We start from the raw sequence: 25,579 nt of genomic DNA on the forward strand, positions 1-25,579 counted from the left end.
ATGCCGCTACTCGAAGTCAAAGATCTCAGCGTGCGCTTTACGCGCCGCGAAGGCGCGCCGGTCGACGCCGTGCAACGCGTGTCGTTTTCACTTGAAGCGGGCCGCACGCTCGGCATTGTCGGCGAATCGGGATCGGGCAAGAGCCAGACGGTGATGGCCATGCTCGGGCTGCTCGCGGGCAACGGCAAAGTGTCCGGCGAAGCGCGCTATCGCGGCGACAATCTGCTCGCGATGAAGGAAAGCGAGCTCAACAGGATTCGCGGCAACCGCATCGGCATGATCTTTCAGGACCCGATGACGTCGCTCAATCCGTTCCTCACCATCGAGCGGCAGATGACGGAGACGCTGCAACTGCATCGCAAGATGACGCGCCGTGAAGCGCGCCGCCGCGCGGTCGAAGCGCTCGAATCGGTGCGGATTCCCGATGCGCCGCGACGCATCGGCATGTATCCGCACGAGTTTTCCGGCGGCATGCGGCAACGCGTGATGATCGCGATGGCGCTGCTGTCCGAGCCCGAAATTCTGATCGCCGACGAGCCCACCACTGCGCTCGATGTGACCGTGCAGGCGCAGATCATCGAACTGCTGCGCGAACTGAATCGCGAGCGCGGCACCGCCATCATCCTGATCACGCACGACATGGGCGTCGTGGCCGGCCTGTGCGACGACGTGATGGTGATGTACGCCGGCCAGACCGTCGAACAGGCGAGCGCCGCAGCGCTCTTCGCGGCGCCGACGCATCCGTACACGCGCGGCCTTCTCAACGCATTGCCGCGTTTGACGAGCGATGACATGAGCGACAGCGACGACGATCGCCCGTTGCAAACCATTCCCGGCAATCCGCCGCTGCCTGGCGAAATCGTCGCGGGCTGCGCATTCGCGCCGCGCTGCACGTATTGCACGGACGTGTGCCGCGAGTCGCGTCCGTCACTCGTTACAGCGGACGGTTATCCAGAAGCACGTCGCGCCTGTCATCGTCCCGTGAGCGAAATCCTGGAGGCACAACACGTATGAACGCGACTTCCATTGCAAGCGGCGAAGCCGCGACGCTGCTCTCGGTCGAGCAACTGAAGGTGCAATTCGGCGTGCCGCGCGGCGCGTACCCGTGGTCGGGCAAGACCATGCTGCGCGCCGTGGACGGCGTGTCGTTCAACGTGCGGCGCGGCGAGACCGTGGGCCTCGTCGGCGAATCGGGTTGCGGCAAGTCGACACTCGCGCGCGCGATCATCGGACTCGCGCCGGTGGCAAGCGGCAGCGTGCGCTGGCTCGGCAACGAAACGGTGCTGCCCGGCACGCGGCGCGATACGACGCTTTTACGACGCGACGTGCAGATGATTTTCCAGGACCCGCTTGCGTCGCTCGATCCGCGCATGACGATCGAACAGATCGTCGCCGAACCGCTCATCGCACATGCCAGGAATCTCGCGCGCGCCGACGTGCAGCGCCGTGTTCTGACGATGCTCGAACGCGTCGGTCTCAACGCGCAGCATTTGCGCCGCTATCCGCACGAGTTTTCCGGCGGCCAGTGTCAGCGTGTCGGCATTGCGCGCGCGCTGATCTCGGAGCCGCAACTCGTGATCTGCGACGAACCCGTTTCCGCGCTCGACGTGTCGATCCAGGCGCAGATCGTCAACCTGCTGCGCGATCTGCAACGCGAGTTGTCGCTGTCACTGCTGTTCGTCGCGCACGATCTCGCGGTCGTGAAAGCCATCAGCCACCGCGTGCTCGTGATGTACCTCGGACGCGTAATGGAGTTCGGCGATAAGCGCGACGTTTATCGCACGCCGCTTCATCCGTATACGCGCGCGTTGCTCTCCGCCGTGCCGGTGCCTGACCCGACGGTGGAGCGCTCGCGCCGCCATCTGCTGTTGCGCGGCGAGATTGCTTCGCCGTTGAATCCGCCGTCGGGCTGCGCATTTCGAACACGGTGCCCGGACGCGATCGACGCCTGCGCAGCGCAGATTCCGCAGCCCGTCACGCACGGCGCGAGCGCGACACGGGTGGCCTGCATTCGTGTCGGCGACGGCTAAAGCCAGCGGCCTTTAAGACAACGACCTCATTCACCGGCGCGGCGCTTACGTCACGCCGTGGGATTCGCTCGTCATGTCATCAGCATGACGAGCGATCAGCATGGACTGGCTAAGCGCCAGCCAGAGTTTCAATAACAACTGTCGAGACATTCCCAATGAAACATAACCCAACAAAAAACCGGTCAAAAAAGTCCGGACTCACTGCCGCGATCTGCTGTGCCTTCACCCTTCCCGCGCTCGCCATCGCCGCCAACGCATATGCCGACGACAGCGTGACGCAGCCCGCGCCCGACGCAAGCAACGCTGCGCCTGCCGCGCAAACGTTGTCGTCGCCCGCGCAAGTGACGCAGGCCCAGCCCGCGAACAAGCGCCGCGCGGATCAGGGCGGCCAGCTTCGCAACGACCAGCCGGATACGACGAACGCCATCGTCAACGCCGAGGCTTCGCAAACCGTTCTTCCGCCGACACCGCCGTCGAGCCAGGCGGCGAGCAAGGGCTTCATCGCCGATAGTCATCTGAATCTGCAGTTCCGCAACTACGCGGACTACTTCCAGGCGCCGCCTAACACCTATCGTCATGCGTGGGTGCAAGGCGCGCAGGTCAACTATGAATCGGGCTTCACGCAAGGGCTCGTCGGCTTCGGCGTGGATGCGTCGCTGTTCGGCGCGCTCAAGCTCGACGGCGGCAACGGCGCGGGCAACATGGTGCATGTGGGCAAGAGCGGCGGCGGCTCGCAGCAGCTCGCGTGGGCCTATCCAGGCATGTACGACATCAAGGGACGCATCTCCGAAACGGTCGTCAAATATGGTTTGCAGGACGTAACGAATCCGTTTCTCGAACCGCACGACAACCGCGCGCTGCCGCCGACTTTTCTCGGCGTCTCGCTCGTCAGCAACGATCTTGCTCACACGACGCTCGAGGCCGGCAGCTTCACCAAGGTCGATGCACGCGGCCACACGAATCTGAGCAATCTGACCACTTCGTATGGCGGCACGCGCATCGACCGGGTGACGTATCTCGGCGGCACCTGGCACTATGCGAAGAACGGCGAGATGGCGCTCTACGTCGATCAGGCCGACGATGTCTGGCGTCAGTACTATGGTTCGGTCGCGCAGTCGTTCGGCGACCCGACCACGATCAAGTGGAGCGGGCTCGCCAACATCTACTCGACGCACGATACCGGCGCGTCGCGTCAGGGGCACATCAACAGCAATGCGTATAGCCTTTCCGTGTCCGCGCAGCATGGGCCGCATGCGCTGTTGCTCGGCTATCAGCAGGTGCTCGGCGACCAGTTCTTCGACTATGTGAACGAGACCAACGGCATCTACCTGACCAATTCGATGGATGTCGACTACAACGCACCGCACGAGCAATCGCTGCAATTGCGCTATACGTTCGACGGAAAATACGCGGGCGTGCCCGGACTCAAGGCGATGTTGTGGGGCGCGTATGGCTGGGGCGCGGACGCATCGGCGGGCGCTGCGGAGAACGCGTCGCCCAGCGCCGCGCTGCATGATCTGTACTGGAAGAACGGACAGCCGGTGCACGGCCATCATCACGAGTTCGGCTTCGTTCCGAGCTATACGCTGCAGAGCGGCCGCTTCAAGGACACCAAGGTCACGTTCATCGCGATGTGGCACAACGGCAGCAATTACTACTCGGACGGTAACAACATGGAGTACCGCCTCGTGGTGAATGTGCCGGTGAAAGTGTTCTGAGCGCCGCGCGTTTGCGCTGCGAGAGAAGGCGTCACGTTGCGCATGTCGGCACGTGACGCCGGCCATGCAGGCGCGGCGCGTCGTACTTTTTATTCCTGCTCCGAGCCCGCGATACGCACGCTCGTCATCGCGCGCGAGAGGCCGTGCATGGGCCGGCGCAACGCGACGTCGAACGGATTGGTTTGCGGGCCGATCGCCTCGGCCTGACGGCGCAGCAACTCCACCACCATCGGCAGGCGGTCGTCGCTCAAACGCGCTGCCAGCGTGCCGACGCTCAACGCGGCAACAGCCACGCCGGTGCGGTCGAGAATCGGCACGGCCACGCCCGCCATGCCGTCGAGCACGCCGCTATTGCGGCCCGCGTAGCCCAACTGCCGCACGCGTTCGATCTCGGTGCGCAAATACACTTCGTCCAGCACGCCATAGCCGCGAATGCGCGGCACATTAAAACGGATGATTTCCTCGCGCTCCGCTTCGGGCAGAAACGCGAGAATCGCGAGACTCCCTTGCCCCACGCCGAGCGCCACGCGTCCGCCAATATCGCCGGTGAACGAGCGGATCGGAAACGGCCCTTCGCAGATGTCGAGACACACTGCGTCGAAACTGCTTTTGACGAGCAGAAAAATCGTGTCGCCCAAACTCGCGCACAGTCTCAGCAACGCGGGACGGCATAGCGTACGCATGCCGCTCGGATTGCCCGCCTGGGCCGCGAGCGCGAAGAAGTTGACGCTCAGCCGATAAAGCTTCGAGCCCTCGTCCTGCTCGACGACGCCCTCCGCGATCAACGCCTGCAGGATGCGATGCACCGTGCCTTGCGTGAGCCCGACCGCTTTCGCGAGACGCGTGACGCGGGCGCCGTCCGACTGCGCGTCGGATAACGCGCGAATCACGGCAAAGGCGCGCTCCAGCATTCCGGTGCCGGGCGCCGCGCCGGTTTCATCGACGTTCTGGCTGAGATCTCGTTTGACGGCAGCATTCATCGTTCAGGCTCTCGTTTATTCCATTGACCGGAACACTATAAGGTGTGTCGTCCGGCAGCGAAATGATGCCCGAGTTTCGTTCCGTGTTGTACGTTAACGCGGAAATGCAGGGATTCTCCCAAGCTCACGCAGCGGAACGATTTGGCTCGATGCCATCGCCGCTATTCCGATTACCGGAATTTTTCCGAAACTTATATCGTCAATCGGAATTCGCAATTGACGCCGGGTAATTTGGCTGGCTAGAGTCGACTCCATCGAGGCATTCAAAGGCCACACCCCATGTCTTTCCTCACACTCACAGACGTCGGCAAATCGTTCGGCGAGCTTCAGGCGGTCGCGGACGTCAACCTGTCGGTGGAAAAAGGCGAGTTCGTTTCGCTGCTCGGGCCGTCCGGTTGCGGAAAGACGACCACGTTGCAGATGATCGCCGGCTTCCTCGAAACGACACGCGGACGCATCACGCTCGACGGTCGCGACATCACGCATATGAAGCCGAACAAGCGCGGCCTCGGCGTGGTGTTTCAAAGCTACGCGCTGTTCCCCCATATGAGCGTGGCGGACAACGTCGGCTTCGGGCTTGAGATGCGCAACGTCGACAGGGCGGAGCGCAAGGAGCGCGTGCGCGAAGCGCTGTCCCTCGTGCGGCTCGATCCGCTAGCGCATCGTTTTCCGCGCGAATTGTCCGGCGGTCAGCGGCAACGCGTGGCGATTGCGCGCGCCATCGTCATCGCGCCGCCGGTGCTGCTGCTCGATGAACCGATGTCGAATCTCGACGCCAAGCTGCGCGAGGACATGCAGTTCGAACTGCGCGGCATTCAACGCAAAATCGGCACGACGACGATCATGGTCACGCACGATCAGTCCGAAGCGCTGTCGATCAGCGACCGCGTGGTCGTGATGGAAGCGGGCCGCATCACGCAGATCGATACGCCGTATGAAGCCTACGAGCGGCCCGAGAATCGCTTCGTCTCGCAGTTCATCGGCAAGGCGAACATGCTGCCCGGCACGGTGATCGCGCGCGACGGCGACGCGATCCGCATCGACCTCGGACACGATCTGTGCGAAACCGGACGCACCGCGCAACTGCCGGCGCGCGAGCGTGTAATCGCCCCAGGCGACGCCGTGACGCTGTGCATTCGCCCGGAAAAACTGCGCCTGTGCGCGCCCGATGCGGGACGTGTAAGCGCCACCGTGACGAGCCGCTTCTTCCTCGGCAGCCAGTGGCTTTACCGGCTGGACAGCCGGCTCGGTGAAGTGCTCGTGTGTTGCCAGAACGAAGGCAACGAGCCGCTGCCCGAAGGCGCGGCGGTTGGCGTCGACTGGAACAGCGAGGCGATCCGCTTTATTCAACGGGATGCGCAGCATGGATAGCACGCTGCCCGCAACGGAGGACGGCAAGACGGCATCCGCAAGCACGAGGCGCGCGCCGTGGCGCGCATTCGTGCCGCTCTGGCTGATGTGCCTGCCCGCATTCCTGCTGTTCGTCGCGCTCGTGCTGGTGCCGCTTCTGATGACACTGGTGCTGAGCTTCTATCGCTTCGATCCGGCGAGCGGCCCGATCGCCGCATTCCAGTTCGGCAATTACGCGGAAGTACTCGGCTCGTCGTACTTTCACACGATCTTTCTGCGCACGTTCGGCATTGCGTTTCTCGTCACGCTGCTATGCGTCGTGATCGGCACGCCCGAGGCTTACGTGCTGTCGCGCATGCGCGATCCGTATCGCTCGATGTTTCTGCTGGTGATTCTCGCGCCGCTGCTCGTCTCTGTTGTAGTGCGCGCGTTCGGCTGGAGCATGTTGCTCAACAGCAGCGGTCTCGTGAACCAGGCGTTCGCTCTGATCGGCCTTGGACCGTACAAGCTCGAATACACGACGTTCGCGATTGTCATCGCACTTGTGCACGTGATGCTGCCGTTCATGGTGATTCCCGTGTGGACCGCCTTGCAAAAGCTCGATCCGCAAACGGAAAACGCCGCGCTGTCGTTGATGGCATCGCCCGCGACCACCCTGCGCCGCATCGTGTTGCCGCAACTCACGCCGGGCATTCTGTCGGGCAGCCTGATGGTGTTCGGTTTGTCGGCAAGCGCATTTGCGATTCCGGGCTTGCTCGGCGGACGTCGTCTGAAGGTGGCTGCGACCGCCGTCTACGACGAATTCCTCGGCTCGCTGAACTGGCCGCTCGGCGCGACCATCGCGCTGCTGTTGCTGGTCGCGAACCTGATCGTGATGCTCACTTACTACCGGGTTCTGGAACGCAGGTACACCAGAAGCCTCGGTTGATACAACGTACAACGGCTGCGCGAGAACATCATGAGAAAGAACGGTCCTGTTGCGCTGATTTTCCACACGCTCGTCATTGCGTTCGTGCTCGCGCCGCTCGTGATCGTGGTGCTGGTTGCGTTCACGCCCGACGAAACGCTCACGTTGCCGACGCACGGCGTGTCGCTGCGCTGGTTTCGCGCGATCCTCAATTACCCGGATTTCATCGCGGCATTCGTCAATAGCCTGAAGCTCGCGTTTGCATCGGCGACGCTCTCGCTGATCGTCGCGCTGCCCGCCGCGCTCGCGATCGGCCGCGCGCGCTTTCCCGGCCGCGCTTTTCTGAATGGCTTGCTGCTCTCGCCGCTCGTGATTCCCGGCCTCGTGCTCGGCATCGCGTTGCTGCGCTTCTTCGCGATGATCGGCGCGACCGGCTCGTTCACGTGGCTGATCGTCGCGCACATGATCATCATCACGCCGTTCGTGATGCGGCTCGTGCTCGCCTCGGTCAGCGGTCTGGATCGCAGCGTCGAGCACGCCGCGCATTCGCTCGGCGCCGATCCGTGGACCACGTTCCGCCGCATTACGCTGCCGATGATTCTGCCTGGCATCACCGGCGGCTGGCTGCTTGCGTTCATCAACAGCTTCGACGAACTGACGATGTCGATCTTCGTCACCTCACCGCAGACGGTCACGCTGCCGGTCCGCATGTACATGTACGCGACCGAGTCCATCGACCCGATGATGGCCTCCGTGTCCGCGCTCGTGATCTTCATTACCGCGGGCGCGATGCTGCTGCTCGATCGCGTGTATGGGCTCAATCGCATTCTGATCGGCCAGCACTGATGTCTTCTTCCGCTCACGCTCTCATGCCGTCCAACTTGCCGTCATCTCACCCTTCAACGTCCGCGCGCGAGCCGCAATTCGTGCGCGTGGCCGAAACGCGGCGCGAACCGCTGCGCTTTTATATCGACGGCGATGAGGTCTCCGCGCTGCAAGGCGATACGTTGCTGACCGCCGTGCTGATGCAACAGCGCCGCGTGCGCGACAGCGAATTCAGCGGCGCGCCGCGCGCGGGCTTCTGTCTGATCGGCGCATGCCAGGACTGCTGGATGCGCACCGAGGAAGGCAAGCGCGTGCGCGCCTGTTCGACGCTCGTCACCGACGGCATGCGCGTTCTCACACGCGACCGTTCGGCGGATGCCGCAATCAGCGGAGACGCGCCATGAACGACGCTCGCCGCGTGGTGATTGTCGGCGCGGGACCGGCCGGCGTGCGTGCCGCCGAAACGCTGGTCGCGGCAGGCGTGCGCCCTATCGTGATCGATGAAAACGCGCGTTGGGGCGGACAGATTTATCGCCAGCCGCCCGCCAACGGCGGCTTCGAGCGCTCGAAAAAAACACTGTACGGTTTCGAGGCGCACAAGGCCGATGCGTTGCATACGACGATGGCCGCGCTGCTGCCGCACATCGACTATCGCCCGGACACACTGGCATGGGCTTGCGAAGCGGGCCGCCTCGATACGCTCGCCGCGGGGCGCGAAATCAGCGTGCCGTTCTCGCATCTGATCATTGCAAGCGGCGCGACCGACCGCGTTCTGCCGCTTCCTGGCTGGACGTTGCCCGGCGTCTACACGCTCGGCGCGGCGCAGGTCGCGTTGAAGGCGCAAGGCTGTGTAATCGGCCGGCGTGTGGTGCTGGCGGGCACGGGACCGTTGCTGTATCTCGTCGCCTATCAATACGCGAAAGCCGGCGCGCAGGTGGCCGCGGTGCTCGACACAAGCCTTTTTTCGCGGCAGATCGCAGCCGCGCCGAAACTCGTCCGCGTTCCGTCGACGTTCGCAAAGGGTCTGTATTACGTGGGTTGGTTGAAGGCACATGGGATACGCATCGAGCGCGGCGTGCAGTTGGTCGGTATTCGCGGCGCACTGAATGTCGAGTCGATTGAATGGCGCGGCTCTTCGGTTAGTTCGCCACCCGAATCAATACAATGCGATGCGGTCGGCGTCAGTTTCGGCCTCAAGCCCGAAACGCAGCTTGCGGATCTCGCGGGCTGCCGCTTCCGCTTCGACGCGCTCAATCGCTGCTGGCTGCCCGAACTCGATTCCGCGGGACGCAGCTCCGTGCGCGGCCTCTATCTGGCCGGCGACGGCGCGGGCATTGCCGGCGCCGATGCCGCCGAACTCGCCGGACGCAGTGCCGCGCTAGCGTTGCTCGACGACCTCGGCATCGCGCATCCGCGCGGACCCGGCATGTCCGATGCCGCCTCGCTCGGACGCAGCCTGCAACGTATCGCCGTGTTTCGCGCGGGCATCGAAACAGCTTTCGCGCCGCCCGCGAACTGCGCGGCGCAGTGGCCCGACGATATGACGGTGTGCCGCTGCGAAGAAATCGACGCGGGCACGTTGAGGCACTGTATCCGCGGCGGCGAGGCAAACGAGATCAATCGCCTGAAGGCGCTCACTCGCGTCGGCATGGGACGTTGCCAGGGCCGCATGTGCGGCGAGGCGGCGCTTCAACTGCTTGCCGAGGAAACCGGCCGGCCGCTCGAAGCGGTTGGCCGTCTGCGCAGCCAGCCGCCGGTCAAGCCGATTCCGCTGTCGCCCGCGCTCTATGCGGACGACGTCGCGGAGATTCCCGAGAAGGCGCGCGATGAGTGACGCCGTGCACTACGACGTCGCGATTGCGGGCGGCGGACTTGTCGGTTCGTCGGCGGCATTGGCGCTTGCGACACGCGGCTTGCGCGTGGCTCTAATCGAGCGGCGTTTTTGCGGCGCGCAGGCGAGCGGCGTGAACTACGGCGGCGTGCGTTGCCAGGGCCGCCCGGTCGAACAGATGCCGCTCGCGATGCGCGCGCGGCGCGTGTGGGACCGCTTGCCGGAATTGATCGGCATCGACGGCGAATTCACCGTGTCGGGACATTTGCGGCTTGCGCGCAGCGAAAGCGATCTCGCCGCGCTCGAGCAATGGGCCGGCATGGCGCGCGAATACGGACTGCATGCGCAGTTGCTAAGCGGCGAGTCGTTTCGGCGACGTTATCCGTGGCTTGGCGAAGCGGCGATTGGCGGTTCGCTGTGCGCGAGCGACGGTCATGCGAATCCGCGTCTCGTCTCGCCCGCGTTCGCACGCGCCGCGCGTGCCGCGGGCGCCGACGTGCGCGAGCAAACCGAACTGGGCGACATTCGTCACGACGGCCGACGCTTTCAGATGCGTGCCGGCAATGACGACATCAGCGCGGACTGGCTGATCAATTGCGCGGGCGCGTGGGCGAATACCGTTGCAGGCTACTTTGGCGAAAGAGCGCCGATGAAGCCGATCTATCCGAACATGTGGGTCACCGAGCCATTGCCGCTTTTCATCACGCACAACCTCGGCGTATATGGCGGCGGCATCTATGCGCGGCAAGTGGCGCGCGGCAATTGCGTGATCGGCGGCGGACGCGGCAGTGGCGATGGCGAATACGGCCGGCCGTCGACGGAAACCACGCGGGCCGTGATGCGCGATGCGTGCGCGCTGCTGCCCGCGCTGCGCGAGGCGCTCCTGATCCGCACATGGAGCGGCGTGGAGGGCGAGACGCCCGACAACAATCCGATCATCGGAGCGAGCCGCGCGGTGCCGCGTCTTCTGCATGCATTCGGTTTTTCGGGCGGCGGCTTTCTGCTCGCGCCCGGTGTCGGCGAAGTGCTCGCCGATCTCGTCATCGACGGCGCCACGGCCACGCCTCTCGACGCGTTTTCGATTGGCCGCTTTGCGCAGCTTGCTACGTCATCCGTCGCATAGAACCACGCTTGGAAACCACATTCACGAAACCTGGAGATCATCAATGAAACTGTTCCGAACGATCGCGGCGCTCGCCGCCTTGTGTGCATTCGGCGCGGCAGCGCCTGCGTGGTCGCAGACCAAAACCATTTACATCGGCATGAATGGCGGGCCGATGGAAAAGGCTTATACGAGCCAGGTGCTGCCCGACTTCGAGAAAGCGAACAATGTGAAAGTGGTGGTCGTGCCGGGCACGTCGTCGGACATTCTTGCCAAGCTGCTCGCGAACAAGGCAAGTCCGCAAATTCATGTGGTGTTTCTCGATGACGGCGTGATGGCGCGCGCCGTGAGCATGGGCGTATGCAAGAAGCTCGACGATTCGCCGGTGCTCAAGGAACTCTATCCGTTTGCGCGCATGAAGGACGACATGGGCGCGGGCGTGCAACTCGGCATGACGGGCATTGCGTACAACAAGAAGCTGTTTGCCGAGAAAGGCTGGGCGCCGCCCACTTCATGGATGGATTTCGCCGATCCCAAGTACAAGGGCAAGGTGGTGTTCCAGTCGGCGTCGAGCAGCACGTTCGGCCTGCACGGCTTTCTCGCGATCAACCGTTTGATGGGCGGCAGCGAGCAGAACGTCGAACCCGGCTTCACGAAATGGGCGAGTACGGTGGGCCCGAACGTCGTCGAATACGTGCCGAACTCGGCGAAGATTTCGGAAATGGTGCAGACCGGCGAAGCAGGTCTCTTTCCGTTGACGCCGACTGCCGTCGGCGATCTCTCCGACAAGGGCATTCCGGTCGCTTACGTGAATCCGAAGGAAGGTCCGGTGCTGTTGCTCGTCGATCTGTGCGTGGTCAACAACAACCCCGATCCGCAGCTTGCGCAAAAGCTCGCGCAATTCCTGCTGTCCGCGCCGGCGCAGACCAAAGCCGCCGAAGCGGGCAAGCAGATTCCGACCAACCGCCTCGCGAAGATGACGCCGGCGATGCAGCAAAGCCTCGGCAATCTGGAAGACCTCGTGCGCAAGGTGACGGTGGTGGATTGGGACACGATCAACGCGCATCGCGCGCAGTGGGACACGCGCTGGAACCGGCAGATCGAACGCTGAGCGCAGCGGTTCGTGCTTCGACATAAATGAAAAATCGCGCGCCTCGTTGCATAGAGGCGCGCGATTTTCTTTGTGTGCGAATACGTTTTAGAAGATGACCGACACGGCCACCGCAAGCCAGATCGCCGCTACGCCGCCGAGAAACAGATGTCGCGCAATGCGTATTTTCACGTCGCTCGTTTCGGGTTCGACAGGCGTCGTTGCCATCCACGGTACGAGCCCGAGGCAGCCGAAGCCCAGTAGCGCGAGGATGAACACGATCACGTCCGCTACCCGCCAGCCGGTCGGCTCATACATTCCCCAATAGCCGAGAAACGCAATACCGATCGAGAAGATGGTCGCGGACGCAGCGCTAAGCGCGGGCACCGATCCGATTGGAGCCGGCATGTTGACCTCCTCCGGTCATGGGGCTACGACTCACCACTCACGCTCACCGCTTAAATTCTCTACGTCACGATGTACGCGTTTGCCTTGCCTCATACGTCTTCAGATGGCTATACGCGATGCGCAGCAACGACAAACTCTGCTCGCTCTTTTGCGCTTCGCCGCCGCGCGCGATCAGATCGCCGAGAATATGATCGGCCTCGGTGTGCGAGTGGTTCTCTACATCGCGCAACATGGAAGCGGTAAGCGGCGACGGCGTAAAAAGCATTTGCGTGGCACGCGCATCGAAATCCGGCGCCATCGTAAAGCCATGATGTTGCGCAACCGCGCGGGCCTCGGCGAGCAGATTCTCGATCACGCGCTTGCCGTCCGGTGCGAACAAAATCTCGCCAATCGAGCCGCGCATCAAACATGTACTCGCCGCGAGCGTCGCAAGGAACACCCACTTTTCCCACATGCGCAGCAAGATGTTCTCGCTGACCACCACGTCGAAATTCGCGTCGGCCATCGCGTCGGCAATCGCCTGCACGCGTTCGGAGACGCCGCCCGCCAGTTCGCCGAACGTGACCGCGTGCGTGTCGTTCAAATGCACGATCTGCTGATCGGCGTTGAGCGTGGCCGCAATCACGCATTGGCCGCCGAGCACGCGCGCTTCGCCGAATCGTTGCGTGAGCACGTCGATATGACGCATGCCGTTCAGCATCGGCAGAATCACTGTCGATTCGCCGACGAGCGGTGCAAACGAATCGATTGCATCGTCCAGACTGTATGCCTTGCAACTTAGCAGCACGACATCGAACGGTTCGGCGTTCACGCCGGCCAGAATCGTCTTGACGTCACGCTGCGTAAGATCGCCGCGCGCGCTTTTGATCACCAGTCCGTCGCGCCGAAGCCTGTCCGCCCGGCCCGCGCGCACGAGAAAAGTGACGTCCTGTCCCGCCGCTGCGAGCCGTCCGCCGAAGTAGCCGCCCACGGCGCCCGCGCCTACAACCAGAATTCGCATCTTTGGCCTCTCGAATGAATGTCGTCGCTCGAAGCAATGTAGCAAAGATTGGCGCAATGCACCGGACAAGCGCACATGCTCACGGCTTCGCGCAGACGGTGTTCTCGTATAACGCGAGCATGCCGGCCGCGTCGACGCCGACGCATGCCTTGCACGCGGGCCGCGAGTCCCACGCAGGCGCGGGCACCGGCATCGTGGACGGCTTCAGTATCGTCTGGCCGACGGCGATGCCTTCCGTCAACACGCGCACCGGACCGCTGCGCGTGGTGTACAGATGCGGCGCCAGCACATACGCGACCGCCGACGAGTCATGCACATAAATGCCTTTTAACTGCGCGCTTTGCTGATGAAACGCCTCGTAGTGCCGCGATACGTCCCAGATGAACTGGCCCGCGGCGCCACCGCGATCGCGGATCGACGCAAGATACTCCTGGCTCATGATGGTGCGCTGCGTGACGTCGAGCCCGACAATGGCGACAGGCCACGGCGCGCCGAACACGATGTCGGCGGCGTCAGGATCGCCGAGAATGTTGGCCTCGGCTGCGGGCGTCACGTTGCCGAGCACGCCCTCGGTGCCGAACGCGCCGCCCATCACGACTACCTGCTTCACGAGCGGCGCGATCTGCGGATCGTCGGCGAGCGCGAGCGCGAGATTGGTCAGCGGGCCGACTGCCAGCAACGTGACTTCGCCGGGATGCGCACGCACGCTGTCGATAATGAACCGGTGCGCGGGCCGCGGGTCGAGCGGTGCAGCCGCCGAGTCGCCCAGCACGATGTTGCCGAGGCCGTTGTCGCCATGAATCCACGCGAGCGGCTGCGGCGCGGCGCGCTCGAGCGGAGCCGCGGCGCCGCGCGCGACCGGCACGCCGGGCGCGAAGCGGCCCGCGAGAAAGCGCGCGTTATGCGTGGTCGTCTCGATCGTCGCGTTGCCGAACACGCTCGTCAATCCGAGCAGTTCGATATCCGGATGCAGCGCCTGGAAGACGAGCGCCATCGCATCGTCGACACCGGGGTCGGTGTCGTAAATCACCTTGTGCCTGCTCATAGATAGAACGCGTCCGGCAGTTGTTCGCGCGCGGTCGTGTCACGCGTCGCGCCATGCAGGTTGCCGAGTCGAATGCGCAACTCGGGGCCGCCGAGTTCAATGATCACCTGGCGGCACGCACCACAGGGCGCAATCGGCCCATCCGTGTCGCCGATCACGGCGAGCGCGGCAAACTGGTCGCGCTGGTAGCCCGCTGCAATCGCGCTGAAAAACGCGGTACGTTCAGCGCAATTGCACAAACCATACGACGCGTTCTCCACATTGCAGCCGTCGAATACGCGGCCGTCTTTCGTCAGCAACGCAGCGCCGACCTTGAATTTCGAATACGGCGCATAGGCCTTTTCTCGCGCGGCACCCGCGCGCTCCAACAGTTGTTCCATGTTCATGCGAGACGTCCTCGAATCAATTGAGCGTAATGAACATGCCCGCGATGGTCGCGCTCATCAGATTCGAGAGCGTTGCCGCGAGCACCACACGCAAGCCGTAGCGCGCGACTTCGGCGCGTCGTTCCGGCGCGACGGCGCTAAAGCCGCCCGTCAGCACCGCGATCGACGCAAAGTTCGCAAAGCCGCATAACGCAAACGACAGAATAGCAAGCGTACGCGGATCGAGCGCCTGCAGGCCCGCTGCGCTCACGCTCGCGGCATCCTTCAGATAGGGCGACAACGATGCGTATGCAACGAACTCGTTGAGAATGATCTTCTGCCCGAGAAAATTGCCGGCAATCGCGGCCTCGCTCCACGGCACGCCGATCAGCCACGCGAGCGGTGCGAACACCATGCCGAGGACGGATTGCATGGACAGATCCGGGTGGCCGAACCAGCCGCCTATGCCGCCCACCAGGCCGTTGAGCAATGCGATGAGTCCGACGAATGCGATCAGCATCGCGCCCACCATCACGGCGATTTTGAGTCCGACGGTCGCGCCCGAGCTCGCCGCTTCGATCACATTGGCGGGACGCTTTTCGTCGAAGTTGAGGTTGTCGAGATGAACGCGGCTCGGTTCCGTCGACGGATGAATGATCTTGGCGAACAGCAGTCCGCCGGGCACGGCCATGAACGACGCGGCGAGCAGATATTCGATTCGCACGCCGAGCCCCGCATAACCCGCGAGCACCGAGCCCGCGACCGCGGCCATGCCGCTCGACATCACCGCGAATAGTTCGGCACCCGTCATGTCGCGCGTAAACGGTTTGACGACCGCGGGCATTTCGCTTTGCCCGAGAAAGATCGTGGTGACGGCGGAAAACGATTCGAGCTTCGACACGCCAAGCAGTTTCTGGAAGACAGTGCCGAGTACGATCACGATCCAGCGCATCACGCCGAGGTAGTAGAGAACGGAAATAAGCGCCGTCACGAAGATGATGGCCGGCAGCACGCGCACCGCAAACACAAAGCCGCCGTCGCCGAATACCTGAAACATCTTCGCCTGCACGAGTCCGCCGAACAGGAATTCAATGCCGGCATTTCCGTAGCCGAGCACGCTATTCACGCCGGTCGCCGCGGCCGCGAGAATCGTCTTGCCGAGCGGCACGAACAGAATGAATGCGCCAATGCAGAATTGCGCGAGCAAGGCGCTACTTACAGTCCGTAAGCGAATAGCGCGACGATTGGTCGAAAAGATAAAGGCGATGAGCAGCAGTACGGCAATGCCGAGTACGTCGCGAGCGATAAGTGCCATGTCTCTTGTTCTTCATATGAAAGTGGCACTGATGCTAAACGAAACTGCTGCGGGAGAGAAATGTTTAAAGCGCGAATCAGTGAGATTTGGAAAAGAACACGACAGCGCCTTCTTGCGGCGTAAGGCCGAGGCTGAAATAACCTTCGAGCCGCTCAGCATCGGCGTCGTTCAGTTCGAAGGGCGCGCGAATGAAACCGGACACTACTGCATGGTCGTACCACACGCTCATCCACATGCGCAGCGCCAGTACTTCCGGCGACACCAAACCCCATTCCTGTCGGGTCATGATCCTGCCTCCGTTGCGCAAACTGCCGTTTAGGCGGCCATCATGGCGATCCTCATGGCCGGCCGCTCGTCAGGCGGAAAGACGTGCCAAAGGCCGTCGCCGTGTCGAAAGAAAAACAGCGTGAGTGCGCCGGCCTCGCGTTGCGCCTCGACGCAGACGCAGCGCTTCATCCCACGACGCGGGGACGGTTGCAACTGCACGCGTGCCGATGCGGCACCTGTTGCGTCGAGCCACTTCTCGATAAGGTCACGCAATGATCGCTCTGACGCTGCCATTAGGTCCTCCGCCGGTTCCCATCATGCATCGTAAGTCGGCGGTGGCAACGCCTCCATCGGCGGCGGCGGAATGTCGGTTCAGGAATGCCTGTTTTGAGGCTCAGGTTTTCCTGACGCGTCAAAATTACGTGTTCGTGACCTACTCGGCGACGAGTCCGTGTCTGATCGCATAGCGAATCAGATCGGCGTTATTGGCGAGGCCGAGCTTCTGCATAAGCCGCATCTTGTGCGTGCTGATCGTCTTCGCGCTGAGCGCGAACGCGTCGGCGATGTCATTCAGGCTCTTGCCGAGCGCGAGCATCTGCAGAACCTGAAACTCGCGATCGGAAAGAATTTCGTGCGGTGGCGCATCGCCCGAATAGGTTTCGAACACGATCCCCTCAACGAGCTTCGGATCGATAAAGCGCCCGCCTTCGGCAAGCTTGCGAATCCCCGCGAGCAACACGTCAGGGTTGCTGTCTTTCGTCACATAACCGGTTGCGCCCGCGCGCAGCGCGCGAGAGACGACTTGTGCCTCGTTATGGATGCTCAACACGAGTATCGGCAGCGATGGACGCTCGGCACGCACGCGCCGGATCAGATCGACACCGCTAATGCCGGGCATCGTCATGTCGAGCAACAGCAGATCGACCTGACAGGTGCGCAGCTTTTCGATTACTTCGGAGCCTTGCGCCGCTTCGCCGGCCACGACGATGTCGGGCGTCGTTTCGATTATCTGCTTGAGACCTCCGCGCACCAAAGGGTGATCGTCGGCAATCAAAAGGTTGATCATGTCTGAAGCCCATCCTGAAGCGGTATATGAATCGAAACCGAAGTGCCGGTGCCCGGCGCGCTGTCGATCAGCAACGATCCGCCAATCAGACGCGCCCGCTCGCTCATGCCGAGCAGTCCGTATGAATAATCGCGGCGCACCGCCTCCTGATCGAAACCGCAGCCGTCGTCGCTCACATGCAGGTCCAACGCGGCCTGCGTACTCGTGAGCGTGACGTCCGCGCGCGTCGCGCTGGCATGCCGCGCGACGTTGGTCAGCGAAGCCTGCACGATACGGAACATGGCGGTTGCGTGCGCATCGGACAGTATGGGCTCGTTGCCGTTCAGGCGGAACTGGCAGGCGAGTCCGCTGCGCCGCCCGAAATCGTCGACGAGCCATTCGAGCGCCGACACGATACCGTAATTGAGCGCGGCCGGCCGCAAATGACTCGCGACGTTGCGCACCATCCAGATGGTTCTCTCGACGAGTTCACGCATATCGTCGGCTCTTCTCGCGACTTCCTGATCGCCGGGAAGACGCATCTTGAGCAGCGACACATCCATTTTTAGCGCAGTGAGAAGCTGGCCCAATTCGTCGTGAATTTCCATCGCGATGCGCTTTCTCTCTTCCTCGCGAATCGCTTCCATATAGGCGGAAAGTTCTCGCAATTGCTCGCGCGACTCGACCAGTTCCTGTTCGATGCGTTTGCGTTCCGTGATGTCGTTAAGGCCGACGAAGATCGCCGGCGCATCGTCATAAGTCGCGACGCGCGCGGTGGCGATCGCCCAGAACATCGTGCCGTCCGGCCGCCTGAACTTGACCTCGGTATTGCGAAAGTTCCCTTCATGACGCAGTTGGTCGACCAGCCGGTCGCGGTCGTCAGTGTCCGCATAAAGCTCGCCGATATTCGTGATGTGTGTGGTCACGTAGTCGACGCCGAATAGTTCGCGCAACGGTTTGTTGGTATAGAGAATGCGCCCTTCCGGCATCGACGTAATGCAAAGCGGCACCGGGCTCGTCTCGACAATTGTGCGAAAACGGAACTCGCTTGCAACGAGCCGCGCTTCGGCGCGCCTGCGCTCCTCGACCTGCGCTTGCAGCGTTGCATTGGCCCGCGCGAGTTCGTCGGTGCGCTGAGCGACGCTTTCTTCGAGACCGTCGCGCACGCGCGACAATGCACTTTCGGCCCGCTGGCGCACGAATACTTCTTCCTGCAATTGACGGTTCTGCGCAATCAGCTTCTGGTGCATGCCTCTTAACGCGAGATGCGTGCTGATGCGCGCCATCATCTCATCGACGTGAACGGGTTTTGTGAGGTAATCGACGCCGCCTGCGGAGAAGCCTTCGACCATGTCATCGCTGCCCGTTAGCGACGTCATGAAGATCACGGCGATATTGCGCGTGCGCTCGTCGGATTTGAGGCGCCGGCAGGTTTCGAAACCGTCGATGCCCGGCATTCTCACGTCGAGCAGAATCAGATCGGGCTGCGAGAATTGCGCCCGCTGAATCGCCTCCGGACCGTCGAGCGCGACCAGTACCTTGAAGCCGCGCGCGACCAGGCTTTCGACGACGACCGCGAGATTCGCGGGGTTGTCGTCGGCGATCAGAACAGTGGGCGAAGCGTCGCCAGGAAGAGTCATCTCGCTCATCTTACCGCCTGACGTTCGAGTTGCTCTTCGACAAGATGCAGCAGCGTCTTGGACTGATAGCCCTTCGCGAGAGAAAGAATCCGCGCGGTGAACGCGTGGTAATGCGGGGCATGTCTGCCGACGCGCTCCGCCCACAGCGCGATTTCCTGCATATCGCCGCGGCGCGCGAGCAGATGCAACTGCTGAAGTTCTCTTTCGGGCACGGGGACAAGCGGTGCAGTCGGTGCATCGAGCACGACCGCAGGATCGTTGGCTTGCGTGTAAGTCCATTCGAGGTCGAGCAAACGCGCGAGTTGCGCGAGCAGTTTGTCGAAGTCGATCGGCTTCGAAAGAAACGCATTCGCGCCGGCCGCGAGGCTGCGTTGTTCGCCCACGCCGGAAGGACTCGCCGATGTCGCGATGACCGGCACATTCGCAAAGCCTTGAATCTGCCGCAATCTGCGGGTCGCTTCGAGTCCGTCCATATCCGCCATCACGACGTCGGTGACGATCAGCGCGGGACGTTCGCTCAAGATCCTCGCAAGTCCTTGCCGGCCGCCTGTCGCCTCGACGATCTGGAAGCCGAGCCGGCCGAGATACTCGACCATGACCGCGCGGTTCATCGCGACATCGTCGATCACGACGACCTTGCGGCGCGGCCCTTTGTAACCCGTCGCCATGCGCGCGTCCGTGCGGGCAGGCGCCGCGAGCGGCGCGACGACTGCCGCCGCGTCGAGTTCGAACCAGAACAGACTGCCGCGGCCAGGCTGGCTTTGCACGAGAATCTCGCTGCCCATTGCGCGAAGCAACTGCTGACTGATCGTGAGGCCGAGCCCCGTGCCGCTCGCGCCACGCTCCGTATGCATGATCTGTTCGAAAGGCTCAAAGATAGTCTGGAGCTGATCGGCATCCATGCCGATGCCCGTATCGCGCACTTCAAAGCAGACCTTGCCCGCCGCGCTCATTTCGATCAACAGGCTCACGCTGCCCTGATCCGTGTAATTGAATGCGTTGACCAGCAGATTCAGCAGCACCTGACGCAAGCGCCGTTCGTCCGCGCGTACTGCATCGGGCACATCGGGCGCAACGCGCCAGATAAACTCGACATGCTTCTGCGCAATCTTCACTTCAATGATCTCGCGAATTGCGTCGAGTGTGCCGGCGAGCGGCACGTCATTCATCTCAATGCGCAAGCGGCCCGCTTCGACCCGCGCGAAATCGAGCGCGTCGCCAATCAGTGCGAGCAGATGTTCGCCGCTGCGTTGAATCACGCCGACGCCTTCGCGATGGTGCTCGCTCAGGCTTGCGTCACGCCGCAAGATCTGCGCGTAGCCGAGAATGGCGTTTAACGGCGTGCGCAATTCGTGACTCATGTTGGCGAGGAACTCCCCTTTCGCGCGATTCGCGGCCTCGGCCGAGCGACGCGCTTCGCGCTCGGCGGCGGCTTCGCGCTCGTCGAGATAGGCGTGGTGCAGGCGCGCGCCCATCGAATTGAAGGCCGTCACCACGCGTTCCAGTTCGTCGGGCTCACGGGGCGCGCGCCGATTCAGTTTCAACGGCTGCGCGGGCTCGCGAAAATCGTAGTCCTCGACAGTATGCGCGAGTACCGCGAGATGACGCGTCACGAGCCGCGTGAGTACGTAGAAGATGAAAAGAGAAACGAGGAAGGTATTGGCGGCCTGAGTAACGAGAATGAGCAGCGCCGTGTGCGTGAGATCGTCGTAGAGATCGTTCAACGTCGCCTGCACATACAGCGTGCCGATGCGTTGTTCCTTGCCGAGCACGCGATAGACGAGCGGGTACTCGCGCGTGATTGCGGGTCCGCCTGCGGGCTTGCCGGCGGACACGAGCAGCGGCGCCGTGCCGCTTCCGGACTGACGCACCTGAGCCGTGCTGACGTCCGCGAGACGCACAATGCCGCCCAGTTCGAGCCGCAATTGCGCATCGTCTAACCGCCACAGCGCCTCGCCGAGACTATCGCGGTAGCTTTTATCGATGTCCGCGAGACGGTTCTCGATCAGCGCAACACCGGCGCTGTAATCGCGCTCGATCTGCAGCGCGGTCAACAACAAGGTGAGCACGCAACTAAACAGAATCACGACTGCGAGAAGCCGGAGCACGACACTGTGCCGCAACCGCCTGAGCGGATACCGCCACTGTCCCATGAGGTCGACAGCCATATTGCCCCCGCAAGCATGGTGATGTCAGTTCGCGTTGCGCGCTCGTGCAGCGACTGCGGTTTTACGGCACCCGCCTTAAACAAGCGGTTATTACGTTATGACGCCATGCGAGAGCGTTGCCGGATTGCGTGCCCAGCGTGCTGCATTCGACTCACGACGAGAGGCGGATTCCGGTTGCCCCTGCCGGCTCGTGCACTGCGCGAAGCAGAAGATCGTCCACGCAATCGGCCAGTTCGCGAAGCATTGCCGCGACGTCGCCATCCAGTTCCGTATGATGAGACTTGCGCAATTCCCGCAGTGTTTCGCCTACTCGCCTGATCGCTTTCGGTCCGCTGTCGACCAGCGGCCAGCAATGCAGCAGATATCCCAGCGGCGTGATGCAGCGTCGTTCGCACCAGATATCGAATAGCCGGAAGCAGATCGAATTGATATGCTCCACCTCGTTTTCGCGCTGCGACAGATACGGAATCATTTCTGCTCATCCGGTTAGGCCATTTTGACCTGCTCATCATAGAACGAAGCGCATCGCACGGCAGTCAGTCAGCGCGGAGAATGCGCCAGGGGTATCCCGATTCGCGGGTAAGGAAATCCTGACCCGGCTCGCACATTGCCATTGTCCTAGCGGTTGCGCGCCACAATTGGCCACTGCATCCAGTACTCTTCCGGAATCCTTCGGTCTGCTGCGGAAAGATAGCGATTCTCCAGTTCAATCACTGTCCGCTCGCGCAAATCGGCCTGCGCCAACGCACCCTGAATGTACGGATGCGCATTGAAAAGCCGCATATACGAGCCGTTTTTATATGCCGCCATGAAGCCGCGCTCGATTGTCGATGCCAAAGCCGGATTCCGGCGAGCGACATAAAACAGAAAGTCGGACCGGTACTTCAATAGCAAACGTTTTTCCACCGTCAATTCAGGGTCGATCCGATTGTGCGCTTCAATTTCGGGGAATGCCTCGATGAGTCCCCTGGGGTAATAATCTATTCGCCCGGCGCGCGTCATCGCGAAGAGCGTGTCGGTGCTCGACGTTTCGACCTTCAAACCGGCGTCGAGCAGAATGTCGGTGTCGACCCAGCCGAGCCCTTGGCCGGCCGTCAACTGCCGCAGATCGGCGAGGTTTTGAACGCGGTCGAATTGGGCTTGCCGGTCTTTTCTTATGACGAAGAGGCGGTAGCCGATCAAGCCGCGATTCACCGGAATAGGGACGACGTTCAGGCCGCTTTCGGCGCGCCTGTCCATACTCGTCCAAAGAAGATTGATCGAATTGCCGTCGGCCAATTCGGTTAACGCGCGGCGGCGCTCCATCGCGACATCGGCCTGACGAATCGAGTAGGTGACGTTGGCCGTCTTCATGGCCAGATCCAATACCGCGAGTGCGAATGCCGCGTGCACCTCGCCGCCAGTGCGGATTCGCGGATACACGATCTCGAAGTCGGCTGTCGACATGGTGGGCGGGCGGCCGAGCATGCCGGCCGTACCTAACGCCGCGAGTACAAAGTCCCTGCGCTGCATGATGTGTCGACGTCTGATGAAATGCGCGGGGCGTCCGCATCGACGCCCTGCATGTAAGCATCCTGTCACTGCAATGAAAGCTTTGCAATGAGGGGAAAGGCGGGCTAATAGCGAATGCGCTGGTTGCTATGTCAACGTTTTCGATTGCTTATACAGCGTTGCTTAGCTCGTTTGTCGCGGCACGAATGATGCTTCCCAGAAACACGAAAGTTCTCACGAGGAGTCGACGCCATGACGCTTTGGAGCCTTTTGCGTTCGCCCGCAGAACAGCAGATAGCCGGCATGCCGGTGCCCTGCGCCGTCGCGCTGCCCGACGGCCATCGTATCGGCGCGCGAGAGGCGCGTCTGTCGTTTGAGATTCGCGACATGCGGGCGCTGCTGCACCTGCGGCAGGGCGCGATCGGGCGGCTCGCGGAAGACTATGTGGAAGGCCGGCTGGAAATCGAAGGCGACATGCACGACCTGATGGCCGCCGCGCCGGCTTTGCTGCGCGGCGACCCTACGCACGAATCGCATGGATGGCTGCTCGATCGCGTGAGCCGCACGCGACGCGCCGTGTGGGAGCGCACGCATCATAGCCGTGCAAAAGACGCCGCGCAGATTCAGCACCATTACGACATCTCCGATGACTTTTACGCGCTGTGGCTCGATCCGCTGCGCGTGTATTCGTGCGCCTACTTTTCTTCACCGGATATGTCGCTTGCCGACGCACAGAAGGCAAAGCTCGATCACATCTGCAAGAAACTGATGCTGCGCTCCGGCGAACGTTTTCTCGACGTGGGCGCGGGCTGGGGCGCGCTGTTGCTGTGGGCCGCGGAACACTACGGTGTTGCCGCTACCGGCATTACGCTGTCGAGGAATCAGCATGCGTACGTCAACCGGCTCATCGAGGAAAAGGGACTGCAAGGGCGCGTCACGATGCTGCTGCAGGACTATCGCGACGTCGACGAATCCGCGCCCTTTGACAAGATCGCTTCGGTCGGCATGTGCGAACACGTCGGCCGCCCTAACCTGCCTTTGTACTTTGCCAAGATGCGGCGACTGCTCCGGCCCGGCGGTCTTATGATGAATCACAGCATTACCGCCGGCGGCGTGGAAAACGGAGAAGTCGGCGGAGGCATGGGCGATTTCATCGACCGATATATTTTCCCCGGCGGCCAGCTCGTACACGTGAGCGTCATGATGGATGCGATGACGCGCGGCAATCTCGAAGCGGTCGACGCAGAATGCCTGCGCCCGCATTACGCGCGCACGCTCTGGCATTGGGCCGATGCGCTCGACGCGCATATCGACGAAGCGCGCCGCATTCTCGGCGAGCACGCGGAAAAGATCATTCGCGCCTACCGGCTTTATCTCGCCGGGTCGGCAATGGGATTCGAACGCGGCTGGACGTCGCTGTTTCAGATCGTTGCATCGCGTCCCGCAGAGCCGGCGACAATACACGACGAATCGGCCGGCCGCCTGCCGTGGACCCGCAGCGACTATCCATTCAATCGCACGTACATGTATGCCCGCAACGCTGCTATCGATCGGGTGAATGAACTGGAGCACGCGAACGGCGGCGGGCAGATCGATTGAGGCGTCACGAATGCTCGACTGGAGACGTCGTTTCGCCGGGACTCGCGGCACCGCGCGATTCCGAGGCTGATTCCACGGCCGATTCCGCGGCCAATTCGGTTTCCGGCCCCATCGTGACGAGCACGCTGCAACTCACCCTGTCGAGCAACAGGCCATCGGTTCTGCCGCCCCACCACCGTGCGAGCCGGCCGGCCCGATGATGTCCCACAACAATCAGATCGACGTTCAGCTCTTTGGCGAAGTAAGGAATCTGATCGAGCGGATCGCCGATCGCAAAGTGCCCGGTCGCGTGAATGCCCTTGGCGGCCAGCTTTTTCAAGCCTTCGTCGAGCACGCTTTTGACCGAATCGTTAATCATATCCACCGGTATCGCCGACGTAATATCCGCGCCTTGCACCCACGCGGAATTGTCGATGACAGAGAGCACATGCACCTGCGCTGCGAGTTCTTGCGCAAGACGGGCACCGTCCGCAAGCGCGTGCTGCCCTTCGCGGGTTCCGTCATAACAGAGAAGAATGCGGTTGAAGGCCGACATGTCGTTCCTCCTCCAAGGAAAACGAACCTGCGCAATTCAGTATATGCCGCTTTGCGGCATAAGCGAGGTAGACCGCAACGCTGCTGTGCACGGCCTCCAACTACTCATCGACTGATACATCATAATATGACATATAATGAAGGCGAGGGCGATCCGCGCAACATGTTGTCGATGCCGGTCGCGCTTCCCGTGGGAGGATCAAATGATCATTGGCAACGATTTCGAAATCGGCTTTCTGCTGGTCGCCTTTGCGCTGCTCGGCATCATTCTGATCGGCGCGTTGCTCGACACTCTGCACCTGCAGAGACTGCATCCCCGGCTCATAGGCGCGACGGTCGGAGCGCTAGTCGGCTTCGCGCTGATCGAAGCCGTGCCGCTATTCACCTAGCCGATAAACGCGGCCGCAACATCTGAAGAACGCGTCGGCACGGCGGGGGTTACAGCCCCCAGATAATGTCCGCGCCGCGTTTGCGCGCCTCGCGCAACATATCCAGAAATGGCCATGCACGTTGCGAAAGCCCATTGCTCGGCTCACGCCGATTGCCAGGCGAGCGATGCAACGCCTCGAGCGCGACTTCGGCGCTGGCGTCTTCGGTAATGGCCGATTCCAGGCGGTTAATCGCGGCGGGCAATTCGTCGTGCATGATCACGCCCCGCTCGTTCAGACGCTTACCGATCAGCCCCAATAGATATTGGGCGAGGTCGCGAAGCATCACCACATCAGGTGACGCACTGGATTGAAAAGTGATCAGCATGATGGCTCCTTTTGCATACGCACGCAGCGCGGTTGAGTGCCGTTAGGCACCCATCCCATTTATATCACAACGTGATTTAAATGACAGATGAAATCGCGCCGCTAGCGCGGCCG

Annotated in this window: 27 protein-coding genes; 12 read left to right on the forward strand and 15 right to left on the reverse strand. The window is 62.2% G+C overall.

Features of this window, described 5'->3' with window-relative positions:
* From AB6809_RS01475 to AB6809_RS01485, 3 genes are all read left to right on the forward strand, one after another.
* Entirely contained in the window at positions 1-1,014 is a 1,014-nt protein-coding gene (locus AB6809_RS01475) for an ABC transporter ATP-binding protein (protein WP_029966684.1), read from the forward strand.
* Positions 1,011-2,030: an ABC transporter ATP-binding protein gene (locus tag AB6809_RS01480; RefSeq protein ID WP_029966685.1), complete on the forward strand. Its 1,020-nt coding sequence runs from the start codon at positions 1,011-1,013 to the stop codon at positions 2,028-2,030. Before AB6809_RS01475 ends, AB6809_RS01480 begins: the two co-directional genes overlap by 4 nt.
* 155 nt (positions 2,031-2,185) lie before the next feature.
* On the forward strand, positions 2,186-3,748 hold the full coding sequence (locus AB6809_RS01485; RefSeq protein ID WP_029966687.1) for an OprD family outer membrane porin: 1,563 nt from the start codon (positions 2,186-2,188) through the stop codon (positions 3,746-3,748).
* Positions 3,749-3,837: 89 nt separating this feature from the next.
* On the opposite strand, the gene AB6809_RS01490 is transcribed toward AB6809_RS01485, so the two are convergent.
* On the reverse strand, positions 3,838-4,728 hold the full coding sequence (locus AB6809_RS01490) for an IclR family transcriptional regulator (RefSeq protein ID WP_029966689.1): 891 nt from the start codon (positions 4,726-4,728) through the stop codon (positions 3,838-3,840).
* Between the two features lie 279 nt (positions 4,729-5,007).
* Here AB6809_RS01490 and AB6809_RS01495 point away from each other — a divergent pair, with 279 nt between their 5' ends.
* Genes AB6809_RS01495 through AB6809_RS01525 form a run of 7 tightly spaced genes read left to right on the forward strand, consistent with a single transcriptional unit; the run spans position 5,008 to position 11,854 of the window.
* Positions 5,008-6,099: an ABC transporter ATP-binding protein gene (locus AB6809_RS01495; RefSeq protein WP_029966691.1), complete on the forward strand. Its 1,092-nt coding sequence runs from the start codon at positions 5,008-5,010 to the stop codon at positions 6,097-6,099.
* Positions 6,092-7,006, forward strand: a complete 915-nt coding sequence (locus AB6809_RS01500; protein WP_029966693.1) for an ABC transporter permease — start codon at positions 6,092-6,094, stop codon at positions 7,004-7,006. Before AB6809_RS01495 ends, AB6809_RS01500 begins: the two co-directional genes overlap by 8 nt.
* A 30-nt stretch (positions 7,007-7,036) precedes the next feature.
* A complete protein-coding gene (locus AB6809_RS01505; RefSeq protein WP_029966695.1) occupies positions 7,037-7,831 on the forward strand; it encodes an ABC transporter permease in 795 nt (264 codons plus the stop codon).
* Positions 7,832-7,854: 23 nt separating this feature from the next.
* On the forward strand, positions 7,855-8,214 hold the full coding sequence (locus tag AB6809_RS01510; RefSeq protein ID WP_029966697.1) for a (2Fe-2S)-binding protein: 360 nt from the start codon (positions 7,855-7,857) through the stop codon (positions 8,212-8,214).
* Positions 8,211-9,644, forward strand: a complete 1,434-nt coding sequence (locus AB6809_RS01515; protein WP_371025963.1) for an FAD-dependent oxidoreductase — start codon at positions 8,211-8,213, stop codon at positions 9,642-9,644. Before AB6809_RS01510 ends, AB6809_RS01515 begins: the two co-directional genes overlap by 4 nt.
* On the forward strand, positions 9,637-10,764 hold the full coding sequence (locus AB6809_RS01520; protein WP_029966699.1) for an FAD-binding oxidoreductase: 1,128 nt from the start codon (positions 9,637-9,639) through the stop codon (positions 10,762-10,764). Before AB6809_RS01515 ends, AB6809_RS01520 begins: the two co-directional genes overlap by 8 nt.
* A gap of 43 nt (positions 10,765-10,807) precedes the next feature.
* Positions 10,808-11,854 carry an ABC transporter substrate-binding protein gene (locus AB6809_RS01525; protein ID WP_006049508.1) on the forward strand — a complete coding sequence of 349 codons (1,047 nt, stop codon included), beginning with the start codon at positions 10,808-10,810 and terminating at the stop codon, positions 11,852-11,854.
* An 87-nt stretch (positions 11,855-11,941) separates the two neighbouring features.
* Here the strand turns inward: AB6809_RS01525 and AB6809_RS01530 are convergent, their stop codons facing one another.
* From AB6809_RS01530 to AB6809_RS01585, 12 genes are all read right to left on the reverse strand, one after another.
* Positions 11,942-12,241, reverse strand: coding sequence for a hypothetical protein (locus AB6809_RS01530; protein ID WP_029966700.1), 300 nt, complete (start codon positions 12,239-12,241; stop codon positions 11,942-11,944).
* Between the two features lie 64 nt (positions 12,242-12,305).
* Positions 12,306-13,241 (reverse strand): 2-dehydropantoate 2-reductase, encoded by a 936-nt coding sequence (panE, locus tag AB6809_RS01535; protein WP_029966701.1) that lies wholly within the window; start codon positions 13,239-13,241, stop codon positions 12,306-12,308.
* A 79-nt stretch (positions 13,242-13,320) separates the two neighbouring features.
* Positions 13,321-14,286, reverse strand: a complete 966-nt coding sequence (locus AB6809_RS01540; RefSeq protein ID WP_029966702.1) for a nucleoside hydrolase — start codon at positions 14,284-14,286, stop codon at positions 13,321-13,323.
* Complete coding sequence (locus AB6809_RS01545) at positions 14,283-14,672, reverse strand: cytidine deaminase (RefSeq protein ID WP_006049513.1); 390 nt, start codon at positions 14,670-14,672, stop codon at positions 14,283-14,285. Before AB6809_RS01545 ends, AB6809_RS01540 begins: the two co-directional genes overlap by 4 nt.
* A gap of 16 nt (positions 14,673-14,688) precedes the next feature.
* Complete coding sequence (locus AB6809_RS01550; protein WP_029966703.1) at positions 14,689-15,966, reverse strand: NupC/NupG family nucleoside CNT transporter; 1,278 nt, start codon at positions 15,964-15,966, stop codon at positions 14,689-14,691.
* 76 nt (positions 15,967-16,042) lie between these two features.
* Positions 16,043-16,252, reverse strand: coding sequence for a hypothetical protein (locus AB6809_RS01555; RefSeq protein WP_006049515.1), 210 nt, complete (start codon positions 16,250-16,252; stop codon positions 16,043-16,045).
* Between the two features lie 29 nt (positions 16,253-16,281).
* Positions 16,282-16,422 (reverse strand): hypothetical protein, encoded by a 141-nt coding sequence (locus AB6809_RS01560; RefSeq protein WP_371025964.1) that lies wholly within the window; start codon positions 16,420-16,422, stop codon positions 16,282-16,284.
* 244 nt (positions 16,423-16,666) lie between these two features.
* Positions 16,667-17,299: a response regulator transcription factor gene (locus AB6809_RS01565; protein WP_029966706.1), complete on the reverse strand. Its 633-nt coding sequence runs from the start codon at positions 17,297-17,299 to the stop codon at positions 16,667-16,669.
* A complete protein-coding gene (locus tag AB6809_RS01570) occupies positions 17,296-18,927 on the reverse strand; it encodes a response regulator (protein WP_029966708.1) in 1,632 nt (543 codons plus the stop codon). The genes AB6809_RS01565 and AB6809_RS01570 overlap by 4 nt, the downstream gene beginning before the upstream one ends.
* Positions 18,924-21,086 (reverse strand): ATP-binding protein, encoded by a 2,163-nt coding sequence (locus tag AB6809_RS01575; RefSeq protein ID WP_371025965.1) that lies wholly within the window; start codon positions 21,084-21,086, stop codon positions 18,924-18,926. Before AB6809_RS01575 ends, AB6809_RS01570 begins: the two co-directional genes overlap by 4 nt.
* 151 nt (positions 21,087-21,237) lie before the next feature.
* Positions 21,238-21,558: a hypothetical protein gene (locus tag AB6809_RS01580; RefSeq protein WP_006049520.1), complete on the reverse strand. Its 321-nt coding sequence runs from the start codon at positions 21,556-21,558 to the stop codon at positions 21,238-21,240.
* A gap of 146 nt (positions 21,559-21,704) precedes the next feature.
* Complete coding sequence (locus AB6809_RS01585; RefSeq protein WP_371025966.1) at positions 21,705-22,391, reverse strand: hypothetical protein; 687 nt, start codon at positions 22,389-22,391, stop codon at positions 21,705-21,707.
* A gap of 438 nt (positions 22,392-22,829) precedes the next feature.
* Here AB6809_RS01585 and AB6809_RS01590 point away from each other — a divergent pair, with 438 nt between their 5' ends.
* On the forward strand, positions 22,830-24,176 hold the full coding sequence (locus AB6809_RS01590; RefSeq protein ID WP_029966711.1) for a class I SAM-dependent methyltransferase: 1,347 nt from the start codon (positions 22,830-22,832) through the stop codon (positions 24,174-24,176).
* 4 nt (positions 24,177-24,180) lie between these two features.
* Here the strand turns inward: AB6809_RS01590 and AB6809_RS01595 are convergent, their stop codons facing one another.
* Positions 24,181-24,711, reverse strand: a complete 531-nt coding sequence (locus tag AB6809_RS01595) for a universal stress protein (RefSeq protein WP_029966712.1) — start codon at positions 24,709-24,711, stop codon at positions 24,181-24,183.
* Positions 24,712-24,913: 202 nt separating this feature from the next.
* On the opposite strand from AB6809_RS01595, the gene AB6809_RS01600 reads away from it, so the two are divergent.
* Positions 24,914-25,099, forward strand: coding sequence for a hypothetical protein (locus tag AB6809_RS01600; protein ID WP_006049524.1), 186 nt, complete (start codon positions 24,914-24,916; stop codon positions 25,097-25,099).
* Positions 25,100-25,148: 49 nt separating this feature from the next.
* Here the strand turns inward: AB6809_RS01600 and AB6809_RS01605 are convergent, their stop codons facing one another.
* On the reverse strand, positions 25,149-25,466 hold the full coding sequence (locus AB6809_RS01605; RefSeq protein WP_006049525.1) for a DUF1840 domain-containing protein: 318 nt from the start codon (positions 25,464-25,466) through the stop codon (positions 25,149-25,151).
* Positions 25,467-25,579: the final 113 nt, after the last annotated feature.

The sequence above is a fragment of the Paraburkholderia sp. RCC_158 genome (genome assembly GCF_041355255.1).
Lineage (GTDB): Bacteria > Pseudomonadota > Gammaproteobacteria > Burkholderiales > Burkholderiaceae > Paraburkholderia > Paraburkholderia graminis.